At 71.2% G+C, this 14,979-nt stretch carries 14 protein-coding genes; 10 read left to right on the top strand and 4 right to left on the bottom strand.

All coding sequences use genetic code 11. From position 1 onward, the window contains the following. Positions 1-3 precede the first annotated feature (3 nt). The 3 genes from HB662_RS16690 to HB662_RS16680 all read right to left on the bottom strand — a co-directional run bounded on the left by HB662_RS16690 (position 4) and on the right by HB662_RS16680 (position 4,731). Complete coding sequence (locus HB662_RS16690) at positions 4-2,799, bottom strand: ATP-dependent DNA helicase (RefSeq protein WP_168050964.1); 2,796 nt, start codon at positions 2,797-2,799, stop codon at positions 4-6. Positions 2,800-2,877: 78 nt separating this feature from the next. Beyond that, complete coding sequence (locus tag HB662_RS16685; protein WP_168050963.1) at positions 2,878-3,903, bottom strand: aspartate-semialdehyde dehydrogenase; 1,026 nt, start codon at positions 3,901-3,903, stop codon at positions 2,878-2,880. A 60-nt stretch (positions 3,904-3,963) separates the two neighbouring features. Beyond that, positions 3,964-4,731 (bottom strand): carbonic anhydrase, encoded by a 768-nt coding sequence (locus HB662_RS16680; RefSeq protein WP_168050962.1) that lies wholly within the window; start codon positions 4,729-4,731, stop codon positions 3,964-3,966. A gap of 220 nt (positions 4,732-4,951) precedes the next feature. On the opposite strand from HB662_RS16680, the gene HB662_RS16675 reads away from it, so the two are divergent. From HB662_RS16675 to HB662_RS16665, 3 genes are read left to right on the top strand one after another with little or no spacing between them, the layout of a single operon-like run. Next, positions 4,952-6,646, top strand: coding sequence for a lysine--tRNA ligase (locus HB662_RS16675; protein WP_408871633.1), 1,695 nt, complete (start codon positions 4,952-4,954; stop codon positions 6,644-6,646). Beyond that, entirely contained in the window at positions 6,643-8,604 is a 1,962-nt protein-coding gene (locus HB662_RS16670; RefSeq protein WP_168050960.1) for a phosphatidylglycerol lysyltransferase domain-containing protein, read from the top strand. Before HB662_RS16675 ends, HB662_RS16670 begins: the two co-directional genes overlap by 4 nt. Positions 8,605-8,608: 4 nt before the next feature. After that, entirely contained in the window at positions 8,609-9,001 is a 393-nt protein-coding gene (locus HB662_RS16665) for a VOC family protein (protein ID WP_209443341.1), read from the top strand. A gap of 3 nt (positions 9,002-9,004) precedes the next feature. Here the strand turns inward: HB662_RS16665 and HB662_RS16660 are convergent, their stop codons facing one another. Then, on the bottom strand, positions 9,005-9,652 hold the full coding sequence (locus tag HB662_RS16660; protein WP_168050959.1) for a S24 family peptidase: 648 nt from the start codon (positions 9,650-9,652) through the stop codon (positions 9,005-9,007). A gap of 179 nt (positions 9,653-9,831) precedes the next feature. Between HB662_RS16660 and HB662_RS16655 the strand changes: the two genes are divergently transcribed. The 7 genes from HB662_RS16655 (at position 9,832) to HB662_RS16625 (ending at position 14,978) form a co-directional block, all read left to right on the top strand. Beyond that, positions 9,832-10,269 carry a hypothetical protein gene (locus tag HB662_RS16655; protein ID WP_168050958.1) on the top strand — a complete coding sequence of 146 codons (438 nt, stop codon included), beginning with the start codon at positions 9,832-9,834 and terminating at the stop codon, positions 10,267-10,269. Next, a complete protein-coding gene (locus tag HB662_RS16650) occupies positions 10,266-10,718 on the top strand; it encodes a hypothetical protein (protein WP_342449525.1) in 453 nt (150 codons plus the stop codon). The genes HB662_RS16655 and HB662_RS16650 overlap by 4 nt, the downstream gene beginning before the upstream one ends. Before the next feature lie 176 nt (positions 10,719-10,894). Further along, on the top strand, positions 10,895-11,140 hold the full coding sequence (locus HB662_RS16645; RefSeq protein WP_168050957.1) for a hypothetical protein: 246 nt from the start codon (positions 10,895-10,897) through the stop codon (positions 11,138-11,140). Between the two features lie 5 nt (positions 11,141-11,145). Further along, positions 11,146-12,579, top strand: a complete 1,434-nt coding sequence (locus HB662_RS16640; RefSeq protein WP_342449524.1) for a portal protein — start codon at positions 11,146-11,148, stop codon at positions 12,577-12,579. Between the two features lie 8 nt (positions 12,580-12,587). After that, entirely contained in the window at positions 12,588-13,316 is a 729-nt protein-coding gene (locus HB662_RS16635) for a capsid assembly protein (protein ID WP_168050956.1), read from the top strand. A 127-nt stretch (positions 13,317-13,443) separates the two neighbouring features. Further along, a complete protein-coding gene (locus HB662_RS16630) occupies positions 13,444-14,283 on the top strand; it encodes a phage capsid protein (RefSeq protein ID WP_168050955.1) in 840 nt (279 codons plus the stop codon). Positions 14,284-14,408: 125 nt separating this feature from the next. Next, a complete protein-coding gene (locus HB662_RS16625) occupies positions 14,409-14,978 on the top strand; it encodes a hypothetical protein (RefSeq protein WP_168050954.1) in 570 nt (189 codons plus the stop codon). Position 14,979 lies beyond the last annotated feature (1 nt).

The following is a 14,979-nucleotide window of genomic DNA, read 5'->3' as shown; positions in this document are numbered from 1 at the left end:
GTCTTAGCTCTCCCCCAGGAATTCGCGGGTCTCCGCCACCGCATCGCGCAGCCCGAGCCGCCGCACCACCACCCCCGGCGGCAAGCCGGCGAGGAGGCGGGAGGGGCAGGATTTGTCCAGCAGCACGAAGACGCCCTTGTCATCCCCGCGCCGGATCAACCGCCCGAAGGCCTGGCGCAGCCGGTGGCGGGCGATGGCGTCGTCATAGGATTTCGGCTGCCCCTCCGAGAGATGCGTGCGGCGTTCGCGGTGCAGGATGGAGGGCCGCGGCCAGGGCACCCGGTCGAAGACCAGCAGGCGCAGCGACCGGCCGGGCACGTCCACGCCATCCCGCATCGCATCGGTGCCAAGCAGGCAGGCATGTTCCTCCGCGCGGAACACATCGACCAGCGTCGCATTGTCCATCGCATCGACATGCTGGGCGTAGAGCGGGATGCCGCGTTCGGCCAGCGGCTGGGCGATGCGGGACTGCACGTCCCGCAGCCGCCGCACGGCGGTGAACAGCCCGAGCGCCCCGCCGCCCGAGGCGGTGAACAGCGCGCGATAGGCGGCCGCCACCTGGGCGGGATCGCCCTTGCTGACATCCTCCACCACCAAGGCGCGGGTGCGGGTGGCGTAATCGAAGGGGGAGGCGACGGCGGCGCGGATCGCGGGGTTGGGCAGATGCGCCGCGCCGGTACGCGATTCGGCGGCGCGCCAGGCGGCTTCCCGGTCTTCCTCGCCCTCCGTGGCGCCGGCATGGTCGCGCAGCGTGGCGGAGGTGATCAGCACGCCATGCGCCGGGGCGGCGACCGCCATGGCGAAGGGCTGGGTCGGGTCCAGGTGGTGGCGGTGCATGCCGCAATCCACCTCCCGCCCCTCCCGCCGGTCCAGGGCGAACCAATCCACGTATTCGGGGCGGGTGCCAGGCGGGCGTGGCGGGGCCGACAGCGTGCCGAGCATGGCGCACCAGGCGGTCAGCGGCATCAGGGCGCGGCGTTCCAAGCCGCGGCAGGCGGCCTCGATGCGGATGCGGTCGCCGACTTCCAACTCCTCCGCCTCATCCTCCAGCCGTGCGGCCAGGCGGTCATGCAGGGCCTGGAGGGGGTTTCGCAGCCGGGTCAGGCTTTCGGCGAGCGCGGCGCCGGCCTCCGCCACGGGTTCCGGCAGCGGGTGCAGGTCGCATTCCACGCCGTAGCCGGCTTCCTCATCCTTGGCGCGGGCGAGCACCTGGCGGCGCACGGACTGGAGAAAGCCTTCCGCCGTGCCGCGCGGTTCGTCGAAATCCGCCAGGCGGTTCGGCCAGCCGGGGGCGGGCAGGGCGCGCGCGGCCTGGAGGGCTTCCTCCAGCGGCAGCAGCAGGTCCGGGCGGTCGCCCACCAGATCCTCCAGCCGGCGGGACAGGCCGCGGGCGCGGGAACGGCCACCCTCGGCGCCCAGCAGCCAGCGGCGCAGCTCCGCGGCCTCGCCGCCGGTCAGATCGGCGGAGAAGGCGGCATCGGCCGCGTCGAAAAGGTGATGGCCCTCATCGAAGATCAGCCGCTGCGGCTTGCCGTCCTCGCCGCCGCCGAGGGCCGCCTGCACCATCACCAGCGCATGGTTGGCGATCACCAGCGTGGCGCCGCGGGCGCGGCGGATGGAGTGTTCGACGAAGCACTGCTTGTAGTGGCCGCAGGCGGAGTGGATGCATTCGCCACGCCGGTCGGCCAGCGGCCAGATGTGATGCGGGCCGAACAGCTCCGCCAGCCAGCCGGGGAAGTCGCCGCCCTGCAGGTCACCATCCCGCGTCGCCAGCGCCCAGCGGGAAACCAGCGCCAGCGGCAGCAGGATGCCGGCCATGGAGGCGGCGGCGACCGTCTCTTCCATGTTGAGCAGGCACAGATAGTTCTCCCGCCCCTTGCGGACGACGATGCGGCGGCGGCGCTCGGCGGGTTCCGGGTAGAGGCGCGCCGCTTCCTGGTCGATCTGGCGTTGCAGGTTGCGGGTGAAGGTGGAGATCCAGACCGGCGCGCCATTGCGCTCCGCCCACAGGCTGGCGGGTGCCACATAGCCCAGCGTCTTGCCGGTGCCGGTGCCGGCTTCCGCCAGCACCAGGTTCGGCGCGCCGCGCACCTCCCGGGCCTGGAAGGCGCCAGCGGCGGCGGAGGCATAGTCGGCCTGCTGCGGACGCTGCTCCGCGCCCTCGCCGAGGATCTCGGCCAGGCGGCGGCGGGCGTCGGTGGGGGAGACGGGGTGGTGCGCGGGGGGCGGGGGCGGGGCCACCTCCTCCCATTCCGGCAGGCGGCGCCAGACCTTCAGCGGATCGAGCGAGGGGCGGGCCTGCTGGCCGAGCGCCGCCAGCACCGAATCCGCCCAGGGCCAGTGGGTCTCGGCGCCCAGCTTGGCGGCCAGCGCCGCGGCATCGCGGTTCAGCGGCGCGTTGCGGCCGGCGGCCAGGTGGCGGAGCATGGCCGTGGCGAGTTCCGGCAGCAGCGCGGCCAGGCCTTCCTCATCCTCCGGTGGTTCCCGGTCCAGCGCCAGCGCCAGGCCGCGCGGGGTCGGCGCGGCGGGCCTCGCGGGCTGGCAGAAGGCGAAAAGTTCCAACAGGTCGCAGGCCGGGAAGCTGCCCAGGCCGAGGCGCCGCGCGGTGGCTGGCGCATGCACCACCATGGGCGGCGGCATGTCCCGCAGCCTGCGGCCGATCTCGATGGCCGGGCCGGAGAACAGCTCGCCATCCGGGGTGAGGAGGGTGCCGCGCCCGAATCCGGCGATCAGGGCCGGGCTGTCCGGCAGCAGCAGGCGCGGCTGCCGGAGCTCGGCTGGGGGGCGAGGCGTGGTCATGCCGCCAATGTGGCGGCAGAACCCGACAGAACAAAGAGCGAAAACATCAGTATCGTGCCAGATGGCACAGGTTTCTGCTCAGGCTGGCACCCGCAGCGCCGTTCTGGTCAAGGCCGGCACCCGCTCCGCGATCTGCACCGCGTTCAGCGCCGCACCCTTCAGCAGCTGGTCGCCGCAGAGGAAGAAATCGAGGCCGCAATCGCCGAAGACCGGGTTGGCGCGGATGCGGCCGGCCTCGACATCGTCCTGGCCGGTCGCCGTCAGCGGCATCGGGTAGAGCAGGGCGGCCGGATCATCCAGCACCTTCACGCCGGCGGCCTGGCGCAGCACGGCGCGGGCGGCCTCGGCGGTGACGGGGCGCTCCGTCTCGATCGTCACGCTCTCCCCATGCACGCGCATGGTCGGGATGCGGACGGCGGTGCAGGAGATCAGAAGATCGGGCAGGCCCATGATCTTCCGGGACTCCCACGCCACCTTCATCTCCTCCCGCGTGTAGGCATTGGGCTGGAAGCTGTCGATGTGCGGGATGACGTTGAAGGCCAGCGGATGGGCGAAGACCTCGTTCCGGGCCTTCTCGCCATCGACCAGCACGCGCCGCGTCTCCCGCTCCAGCTCCACCATGCCCTCCGCCCCGGCACCGGATGCGGCCTGGTAGGTGGAGACGATGACGCGCTTGATGCCGAAGGCGGCGTGCAACGGGGCCAGCGCCACCACAAGGATGGCGGTGGTGCAGTTCGGATTGGCGATCAGCTTCGCATCGCCGATCGCCGCCGCATTCACCTCCGGCACCACCAGCGGCACATCATCCTCAAGCCGGAAGGCGGAGGAATTGTCCACCACGGTCACGCCGGCCGCGACCAGGCCGGGGGCGTGCTTCTTGGCGAAGTCGCCGGAGACGGCGAGCAGCGCCAGATCCAGGTCGCGCGCGGCGTCCTGGCTGAATTCCTCGATCACCGTGTCGCCGAAGGGCGTGGGCATAATCGTGCCGGCACTGCGACCCGAGGCGAAGAGGCGGAGTTTCGTCACCGGGAAGCGACGCCGCCCGAGGACCTCCACCAGCTCCCGCCCCACCGCTCCGGTGGCGCCGATCACACCCACACGCATCACACGCTTCTCCTGTCCAGGATGGTCGGCCCGCATAGCGCAAAGCAGGGCCCCGGCCAATCACTGGATGGCGGAGACCTGCTGCGTGTCCAGGTCATAATAGGCGCCGACGATCTTCAGCCGCTCCGCCGTGGCCGCGGCGGCCAGGACCGGGCTTTCGGTCAGCAGGCGGCTGACATTCAGCGCCACGTTGAGGCGGACGGTACCCTCCACCGTATCGCCGCCGGCGCGCAGCGCGGCCAGGGCGGCGGGCAGCATCGGCAGCAGCATGTCGCGCAGATGCGCGGGCAAGGCGAGCGGCTGCTGCGCCAGCGCCACGGCCGCGCCGGCGGCACCGCAATGTTCATGCCCCAGCACCATGATCAGCGGCACGCCGAGATTGGATACGGCATATTCCAGGCTGCCGATGGCGCCGGTATCCGCCAGGTTGCCGGCGTTGCGGGCCACGAAGATGTCGCCGAGCCCGGCCTGGAACAGCACCTCCGGCGCCGCGCGGCTGTCGGCGCAGCCGAGCACGGCGGCGAAGGGCGCCTGGCCGGTGGCCAGGATGGCGCGGCGGTCCCGATTGCCCGGGCCGGGCTGCGGCGCCTGGGCCAGGTAGCGCTGGTTGCCCTGCATCAGCCGCTCCAGCGCCTGGTCCGGGGTCAGGGTGGTGGGGGGCAGGCCGCTGGAGGCGCGGGCCGGGCGTGCCAGCGGGAATCCGGTGGCGGCGCCCGCGGCCAGGCCGGCAAAGGCCGCCATCAGGCCGCGGCGACCGCGCCCGGGTCCGGCCGGATGGGGTGCGGTCCGGTGCGGGAAGGCGACGGAGCAGCAGGGGCAGGCCGGCATGGCGCATTTCCTTCGTGGACAGGCGAGACGGGGACAGGCGAGACGGGGACAGGCGAGACGGGTTCGGATGGGGCGAGGCAATACAGGCTGGACCGGGATCAACCTAAGCGCAAATTTATGCTGGCTTGTGAACGCCCGCTCCGGTCGCGGACGGCCTCGCCTGGAAGGAGCGCCGCACCTATAAGGCGGCACCGTCTCCAGCCTGAGGATGACCGTCGCCATGTCCGCCGATTTCACCACCGCCAAGGCCTGGCCCTTCGAGGAGGCGCGCAAGGTCGCCGATCGGGTCCGGACCGGCGGCAAAACGGCGGCCCTGTTCGAGACCGGCTACGGCCCCTCCGGCCTGCCGCATATCGGCACCTTCGGGGAGGTGGCGCGCACCACCTGGGTGCGCCGCGCCTTCGAGAAGCTGACCGGATTGCCGACCCGCCTGATCGCCTTCAGCGACGACATGGACGGGCTGCGGAAGGCGCCGGACAACGTGCCGAACCGGGAGATGCTGCTGCAGCACCTCGGCCGCCCGGTCACCGCCATCCCGGATCCCTTCGGCACGCATGAGAGCTTCGGGCACCACAACAACGCCCGGCTGCGCGCCTTCCTCGATCGTTTTGGATTCGAATACGAATTCGCCTCATCCTCCGACTATTATCGTTCGGGGAAGTTCGATGCGGCGCTGCTGCGCATGGCGGAACGGCATGAGGATGTGCGGGCGGTGATCCTGCCGACGCTCGGCCCGGAACGCCGGGCCACCTATTCGCCCTTCCTGCCGATCCACCCGAAGACCGGCGTGGTGATGCAGGTGCCGATGGAGGAGGTGCGGCCGGCCGACGACCTGCTGGTGTGGGTGGATCCGGAAACCGGGGAACGCCACGGCACGCGCATCACCGGCGGCCATTGCAAGGCGCAGTGGAAGGCGGATTGGGCGCTGCGCTGGTATGCGCTCGGCGTGGACTACGAGATGTCCGGCAAGGACCTGATCGACAGCGTGAAGCTCTCCGGTGCCATCTGCCGGGTGCTCGGTGGCCAGCCGCCGATCGGCTTCACCTATGAGCTGTTCCTCGATGAGGAAGGCGGCAAGATCAGCAAGTCCAAGGGCAATGGGCTGACCATCGACGAATGGCTGCACTACGCCCCGCCCGAATCCCTGGCGCAGTTCATGTACAACCAGCCCGGCCGCGCCAAGCGGCTGCATTTCGACGTGATTCCGCGCGCCGTCGATGAATACGTGCAGAATCTGGACCGGCTGCGGACGGCGCCGGGGCCGGACAATCCCGCCTGGCACATCCATGGCGGCCCGACCAACGACCCGGGCACGCCGGTGTCCTTCACCATGCTGATGAACCTGGCCAGCGTCATCAACGCCGATGCGCCGGAGATGCTGTGGGGTTTCCTCCGCCGCTACGCGCCCGAGGCGAGCGGCGAGACGCATCCGCTGCTGGCCCGCCTGGTGGAACACGCCGTGTCCTACTACCGGGACCGCGTCGCGCCGAACAAGCAGCACCGCCCGGCGACGGAGGCCGAGCGCCCGGCCTTCGAGGCGCTGGCCGCCGCGCTGCGGGCGCAGGCCGAGGAGCTGGAGGCGCTGGCCCCGGACGCCAAGGCGCGTGCCATCCAGGACATCGTCTATGATGCCGGCCGCCGCGAGCCCTTCATCGAGATGACCAAGGATGGCCGCCCCGGCGTCTCCCGCGCCTGGTTCAACGCGCTGTACCAGGTGCTGCTCGGCCAGCCGGAGGGACCGCGCTTCGGCGGCTTCGTCGCGCTGTACGGCATTGCCGGCACGATCGGGTTGATCGAGACGGCGCTGGCCCGGCCCGCCAGCACCGGTGGCACGCCCGGCGCCGCGAGCGGCACTACGCCGGGCGCCGCGAGCGGCGCTACGATCGGCGCCGCGAACGGCGACGCGGCCGCGTGAAGAAGCTCGGCGGGCTGCTGCGTCGGCATGGCGTGGCCGGCTTCGGCGTATTGCTGCTGATTGCCGCCATCTGGGTGGTGCAGAAGGAATTCCGCAGCCTTTCAGTGGCGGATATCCGCGCCTCACTGGCCGCCATCCCGCCGCTGACGCTGTGGATCGCGGCGGGGTGGACCGTCCTGGCCTATGCGGTGCTGACCATCTACGACCGGCTTGGCAGCGTCTATGCCGGCTACCCGGTCAGCTATGCACGCACCTCGCTCGCTTCCTTCTGCGCCTATACGCTCGCGCATAATCTGGGCTTCGCGGCGGTGTCCGGTGCCGCGGTGCGCTACCGCTTCTACGCCGCCTGGGGGCTGCCGCCGCTGGCGATCGCCAAGGTGGTGGCCTTCACCAGCCTGACCTTCGGCCTCGGTGGCTTCGCGCTCGGCGGCCTTGTGCTGCTGGTGGAGCCGGATGTGGTGCCGGGCCTCGGCGAGCATGTGCCGCATTGGGCCATGCGCGTGGTCGGCGTGCTGATGTGGGCGGCGGTGCTGGCCTATGTGACGCTGTCACGCATCCGCAGCCACATCACCATCTTCAAGCACCGGATCGACCTGCCGGGCTTCCGCATGGCGGTGGCGCAGACCACGCTGGCCAGCGTCGATGTCGCGGTTACGGCGATGATCTTCTACGTGCTGCTGCCGCCGGCGGAGGGGCTGACCTTCCTGCGCTTCCTCGGCATCTATGTGGCCGCCTACACCGCGGGCATCGCCGCCAGCCTGCCCGGCGGCATCGGCGTGTTCGACGGCGCCATCCTGATCGGGCTGGCGCCCTGGCTGACGCCGGCGCAGGTGGTCGGCGCGCTGCTGCTGTTCCGGCTGTACTACTACATCGTGCCGCTGTTCGTGGCGGGCACGCTATTCGCCGGCTTCGAGATCGCGCAGCGCCGCCATGCCCTGAAGCGCTTCGCCACGGAACAGGGCGTGACCGATGCGCTGGAGGTGCCGGCCATCGCCGGGCTGGTCGGCATCGGTGGCGCGCTGCTGATCTTCGTCGGTGCGCTGCCGGCGCGGGATACGGCGGTGGCCGCCTGGGCGGGGTATGAGGCGGCGGTCGCGTCGCATTTCGCGGCCTCCGTCATCGGGTCGCTGCTGCTGGTGATGGGCTATGGCCTGCTGCGGCGGCTGACCCTGGCCTGGGGTGCCGGGATGGTGCTGCTGCTGACCGGCGCGCTGATCTGCTGGCTGCGCGAGGATGGCTGGTGGCTGTGGGGCGCCTTCCTGCTGGTGGCCGGCCTGCTGGCAGCGATGCGCAGCGCCTTCTACCGCACCGCGCGGCTGATGAAGGAACCGCTCGCCGGGTCCACGCTGCTGCCGCTGGTGGTCGTCGGCCTGTGCGCGCTGATGCTGGCGCTGGTCAGCTATGGCGGCAAGGTGGCCGGGGATAGCTGGTGGGGCGTGGTGGCATCCCCGCTGGCGCCGGACAGCCTGCGGTTTTCCGTGGGCCTCGCCGCGGTGCTGCTGCTGGTGGCGGCGGTGCGCCTGCTGCGCCCCGCCCGCATCCTGCCGGAACCCTGGGGGCCGGAGGTGCGCGCCCGGCTGAAGGCGCTGGGGGCGGAGGCCCCCGAACTGGCCGATGGCGCCCTCTTCAGCGAATCCGGCCGCGCCGGCTTCGGCTTCGTGCGGCGCAACGGCATCTGGATGGCGCTCGGCGATCCGGCGGGGGAGGAGCGGGACCGCGTCGCCGCCATCTGGCGCTTCCGCGACATGTGCGAGCGGGAAGGGGTGGATGCGGCCTTCTGGCGCGTCGGGCCCGGGCTGCTGCGGGTCTATGGCGATATCGGCCTGACCGCCTTCCCGATCGGCGCCCCGGCGCCGGGTGACGGGCCGCGCTACCTGGCCTGCCGGGCGGAGAAGGATCTGGAGACGCTGGCACCGCTGCTGCCGCAGGTGGCGCTGCCGCGCGATCGGGAAGGCTGAAGGCGTGAGCCTCGGCGGGATCCGCAACCTGGACCACACGGTGCTGCTGTGCCGCCGGATGGCGGAGACCAGAGCCTTCTACCGGGACGTGATGGAATTCCCGATCGAGGAGGACCGCCCGAACTGGACCAGCTTCCGGATCGGCGCCGGGCTGTTGTCGCTGCGCCCGCGCGGGGTCTGGAGCGTCTGCGACGACGGCGCGGCAGTACCGGGCGCGGCCTGCGTGCAGCTTGCCTTCCGCGTGGCGCCGCCGGCGATCGAGGCCTGCCACGCGGCGTTGCTGGCCAAGGGCGTGGCGATGCTGCGCGGGCCGACCGACCTGCCATCTTGGCGCCACCGCACCCTGTTCTTCCGCGATCCGGAGGACAACCTCATCGAGATCTACGCCGAATACTGAACCCTATTGGGTCGCCCAGATGATGCGGTGCATCCAGGCCAGCTCGGCCAGGTCGAAGCTGTAGTTCGGATGCGCCGGGTTCAGGCTGGCCAGGTCCACCCGCCGGGCGGATTGGCGCAGCAACTCCTTGGCCATCACCTCCCCCTGCCTTGTGCGGACCACCACGCGGTCGCCGCGCCGCACCGGCGCGCCGGGGGAGACGATGACCACATCGCCGTCGCGGAACACCGGCTCCATGCTCTCGCCACTGATCTCCAGGGCGTAGGCATTCGGGTCGGGCACGTCGGGCACCGAGATCTCGTCCCAGCCGCCGCCCACCGGATAGCCGCCATCGTCGAAGAAGCCCTCGCCGCCGGCCTGCGCCAGGCCGATCAGCGGGATGCGCCGGGCGATCGGGCCGCGGCCGCCGCGCGAGAGGGCCGGGGCGCCGGTGACCAGGGAGGCGAAGGCCTCGAACCCCGTGCCGGTCGCGCTCAACACCTTGGCGACGCTTTCGGTGGAGGGCCAGCGCGCGCGGCCGTCCACCCCGGTCCGCTTGGACGGGTTGAAGGCGGTGGCATCCAGCCCGGCCCGGCGGGCGAGGCCGGAGGCGGAGAGGCCGTGTTCGGCGGCGAGGGCGTCGATCGCCCGCCAGATATCCTCATGCCGCATGGCCAAGGCAATCCTCGAATTGGAAGGCGGCGGTCAGGGCGCCGCATCCTGGGTGGCACATCCTAGGTTTCGAGTCGCGATGCAATAGGAACGATATCCTTGCAACCTCGGGTGGAACAGGTTAAGCAGCTTTTGTTCCTGTTTTGTTCAGGAATCGACCTGCAGAGGACCCCCGCCCCATGTCCATCGCCCCCTGCCGCGCCCCGATCCTCGCCAGCATGGACCGCGCGCAGCCCTTCGCCACCGCCGAGGATGCCTGGTTCTGGACCATGGCCGCGCTGACCGCCCGGCGCGACGGCGCGCGCCTCGGCGCAGGTCGCGGCCTGGTGGTGCGGCCATGCGAGCCGGATGACGTTGTGAAATGCCTCGACCGGCTGTACCGCCAGCGCCGCATCGATCTGGCCCATGCCCGCATCATGCGTATCTGGGGCGAGCGGCATGAATCCCCAAGCCCGCGCATTCCGCAGGAAGCCGGCGACCTGCGGCTGTGGCGGGAAGCGATGGACCGGTTGGACTTCCCGCTGCGCGCCAAGGGCATCGTCGGCGGCCCGCCGCGCGGGATGCAGGAGGCGGAGGTGGTGCCCTTTCCGGGGCGCAACGGGAGCCGCCTGTCGTGACCGGCCAGGCGCAGGCCATCTCGACCCGCCGCCTGGTGCATCGCCGCGCGACGGATGAGGCGGGGCAGACCGTCTGGATCGCCTTCGGCGGGGTCGCCGACCAGCCCTGGCTGCACCTGCTGCGCCCCGGCTTCCGGCATTGTTTCGCCGCGCTCGGCGACGAGGCCGGATGGACGGTGGCGGAACCGTTGTCGGGCCGCCTGCTGGTGGCCCGCCTGCCGGTGCCTGGCGGCTTCGACCTGCCCAGCTTCTACCGTCGCGCCGGGCTGCGCGTGCTCGGCCCCTTCACCCCCGGGGAGCCCTTGCCACAGCGCCTGCCGTCGATCGCGCCCTTCACCTGCGTGGCGCTGTGCCGTGCCCTGCTGGGTGGTGGCGCGCCGGCGGCCTGGACGCCCTTCCAGCTGTTCCGGGCGCTCGGCGGCAAGGAAAAGGAAAATAATCATATTTGATAGGAATAAATATTGACTCAGTGAAACGCCCGGTCTATCAACCCCCTGCCACGGGACGAATTGCGTCCCACGGCGATCTCCTCTCCCGGTCCCCCAGACTCAGACCCGCCCGGCCTCGCCGGGCGGGTCTTTTTTTGGCCTGGGCCAGGAGCCAACCCGATCCGAAGGAAGCGCGCATGGGTGGCCTGTTCCAGGCGCCGAAGCCGGTCGTGACCGCGACGGACACCGAGACCGCGGTCCAGGCCGCCAGCGAGAAAGCCGCCGCCACCGAGGCCACGGCGGAGGACGCCGCGCGCCAGGCCCGCCAGCGGGCGCTGGACCGTGCCCGCCGCGGCCTGGCCGGCACCATCGCCACCTCCGCCCGCGGGGTGCTGGCCGCCGCGCCGGGCGGCACCGCGCGCAAGAACCTGCTGGGCGAGTGAGGGCCATGATGACACCCGAACAGATCCTCGCCCGTCACGCCCGCGCCGCCGCGCGGCGCCGCCCGCTGGAGGGGCGGTGGCAGGATTGCTACGACTACGCCTTGCCGGCCGCCAATGCCGCGCCGCTGTTCGATGCGACGGCGGCCGATGCGGCGGAACAGCTCGCCGCCTCCCTGCTCGCGGAACTGGCGCCGCCCTGGTCCCGCTGGTTCGGCCTGGCGCCGACCCGCCGCGTCGCCGAGGGCCCGGACGCCCAGGCCGCCGCAAGGGTGCTGGAGGATGCGGCGGAGACGCTGCAGGGGCATCTGGACCGCTCCAACTTCGCGCTGGAACTGCACCAGGCCTTTCTCGAACTCGTGGTGACCGGCACCGCCGTGCTGCTGGTGGAGGAAGCGCCGCCCGGCGAGACCTCCGCCCTGCGCTTCACCGCGGTGCCGCTGCGCGAGACGGTGCTGGAGGAAGGCCCCTCGGGCCGGCTGGACACGGTGTTCCGCGCCATCCGTCTGACGCCCGCCGAGATCCGCGCCCGCTGGCCGCAGGCGCAGCTCGTTCTGCCAAGGCAGGATGGCAACGACGAAGCGCCGCAGCTTCGGGTGGTGGAGGCGGTGTGGCCGGATGCGCGCGCCGGCCACCGCTTCGCCGTGGTGTTGGATGGCGGGGAGGCGGCGCCGGAACTGCTGGCGGAGGGGCGGTTCTCGGAAAACCCCTTCATCGCCTTCCGCTGGCTGAAGGTGCCCGGCGAGACCTATGGCCGCGGCCCCGTCGCCAAGGCGCTGCCGGATATCCGCACCGCCAACAAGGTGGTGGAGCTGATCCTGAAGAACGCCTCCATCGCCGCCACCGGCATCTGGCAGGCGGAGGATGACGGCGTGCTGAACCCGGCGACGGTGCGGCTGGTGCCGGGCGCCATCATCCCCAAGGCGCAGGGCTCCGCCGGGCTGACGCCGCTGGCGGCGCCGGGAAACTTCGATGTCTCGCAGCTCATCCTGCAGGATCTGCGCACGCGGATCCGCGGCGCGCTGCTCGCCGACCGGATCGCGGCTTCCGACAAGGCCGGCATGACGGCGACGGAGGTGACGGAACGCAGCGCCATCTCCATCCGCCTGCTCGGCGCCATCTACGGAAGGCTGCAGGCAGAGCTGCTGAGCCCGCTGGTGGCGCGCTGCCTTTCGGTGCTGCGCCGGCGCGGCGAAGTGCCCGCGCTGCTGGCCGATGGGCAGGAGGCGCGGCTGGTCTACAGCTCGCCGCTCGCCCGCGTGCAGGCACGTGCCGATGCCTCCGACACGCTGCTGTTCCTGCAGGCCGCGGCCGGGCTGGGCAAGGACGCGCAGGCGGTGCTGGACGCGCCGGCCGCCGCCCGCTGGCTGGCCCGCACCCTTGGCGCGCCGCCGGAGATCATCCGGCCCGTGACCGCACCCATTCACCAGAACCAGGAGTGAGCCCCGGCATGTCCGAGAACCTTCTCGAAGCCGCGACGGAAACCGCCAGCGCGAACACCCGGCCCGCCGAGATCCCCGAGAAATTCTGGGACGAGGCGAAGGGCGCGCTGCGGGTGGATGCGCTGCTGAAATCCTACATCGAGCTGGAACGCCGCCTGTCCCAGCGCTTCGCCCCGCCGGCCGATGATGCGCCGGAGGAGGACCGCATGCGCTGGCGCCGCGCGCTGGGCATTCCCGACAGCGCGGATGAATACCAGGTGACGCCGCCGAACGAGCTGCTGACGCCGGATTCCGCGGTGAACCAGCGCCTGCACGAGGCCGGCTTCAACCCGCGCCAGGTGCAGCTTGTGTATGACCTGGCCGCCGAACGGCTGCTGCCGCTGATCGCCGAGGCCGCCGCGGAATTCGAGGCCGGGCGGCAGGTGGAGAAGCTGCGCGCGCATTTCGGCGGCGAGGACCGCTTCCGCCGCATCGCCGGCCAGCTTTCCGCCTGGGGCCGCGCGCATCTGCCGGAGGCGGTGTTCACCGCGCTGTCCTCCACCGCCGATGGCGTGGTCGCGCTGCACCGGATGATGGAGGGCAAGGAGCCTTCCCTGACCCGCGAGGCGCAGGCCGAGGCCGGGCCGGATGAGGCCGAGCTGCGGAAGATGATGCGCGACCCGCGCTACTGGCGCACGCGGGAGCCGGATTTCGTCAAGCGCGTGACGGACGGCTTTCGGCGCCTCGTCGGCGAGTAGCCCGAACCCCTTTCCCGCAGGCAACCCGCCATTGGCGGGCTGTGGGCTTCTGCCGTGCCGCCGGCCCAGCCGGGGAACCGTCGGTGCGGCCGCTTCAGAAAACCCCTGTCCCTGACAAGGAAATCGCATGTCCGCTTCCACCCAGATCGACGCCGTCTTCACCCGCCAGTTCCAGGCCGAGGTGCATGAGGCCTACCAGCGCCAGGGCAGCAAGCTGCGCCCCACCGTGCGTTCCAAGACCGGCGTGACCGGCACCAGCACCTTCTTCCCGAAGGTCGGCAAGGGCATTGCCGCGGCGAAGACGCGGCATGGCTCCGTGCCGGTGATGAACCTGGAGCATGCGCAGGTCGAATGCGTGCTGCAGGACTACTACGCCGGCGACTGGATCGACCGCCTCGATGAGCTGAAGACCAATGTGGATGAGCGCAACGTCGTGGCCAATGCCGGCGCCTATGCGCTCGGCCGCAAGACGGATGAGCTGATCATCGCCGCGCTGGATGCCTCGACGCGGGAGGCGGTGGGTACTGCCGCCGGTACCACGGACAGCGACGGTCTGACCAAGGCGAAGGTGCTGCTGGCCTTCGAGATGATGGGCGCCGCGGAAGTGCCGGATGATGGCGGGCGCTACGCCGTGGTCGGCTGGAAGCAGTGGTCGCAGCTGCTGGAGATCGAGGAATTCGCCTCGTCCGAATACATCGGCGAGGACGCGCTGCCGTGGAAGGGCAGCCAGGCGAAGCGCTGGCTCGGCGCGATGTGGATGCCGCATTCCGGCCTGACGCTCTCGGGTGGGCTGCGGCATTGCTACTTCTACCACCGCACCGCCATCGGCCACGCCGCCGCAGCGGAGGTCGAGACCGACATCACCTGGCACGGCGACCGCGCGGCGCATTTCGTCGCCAACATGATGAGCCAGGGCGCGGCGCTGGTGGATGACTTCGGCGTCGTGCGGATGCGCGCGGCGGAATAGTCGTGCGGATGCGCGCGGCGGAATAGTCCGCGCCGCCAAGCCCCTCTCTCCCCGTTTGGGGGGAGAGGGTTGGGTGAGGGGGGACCTCGCCAGCAAACCAACCATCCCGGATCGGAAGAACCCACATGGCCCTGACCGCTGTCGCGCTCTGTTCGCGCGCCCTGCTGCGCCTCGGCGCGCAGCCCGTCGCCTCGCTCGATGAGGGCACCGCGGAAGCGGAGGTAGCGGCGAATCTCTATGCGTCCACGCGCGATGCGCTGCTCTCGGCGCACCCGTGGTCCTTCGCCACCGGCCAGACGAGCCTGCCACGACTTGCGGCCACGCCGCCGGCCGACATGGCGCATGCCTTCCAGCTTCCCACCGGCTTCCTGCGCGCCTTGTCGGCTGGCAGTGGCGGGCGTGGCGGCGGCATGCCGTACCGGCTGCATGAGGACAAGCTGCAGGCCGATGCCACCAGCGTGACGCTGACCTACATCTTCCGCCCGGACGAGAGCGCCTTCCCGCCCTTCTTCGCCCAGGCCCTGGTCGCACGCCTGGCCGCCGAGTTCTGCCTGCCGCTCACCGACAGCGCATCCCGTGCCGAGATGCTGTTCCGCCTTGCGGAGGGCGAGATGCGCAGTGCGCGGCTGATCGACAGCCAGCAGGATACGCCACGCGCCATCGAGCATTTCCCGCTGATCGATGTGAGGGGATGAG

It is taken from the genome of Falsiroseomonas frigidaquae (assembly GCF_012163145.1).
Classification (GTDB): domain Bacteria; phylum Pseudomonadota; class Alphaproteobacteria; order Acetobacterales; family Acetobacteraceae; genus Falsiroseomonas; species Falsiroseomonas frigidaquae.
Note: the sequence above shows the minus strand (reverse complement) of the source record. Positions and strands in the feature narration are given on the sequence as shown.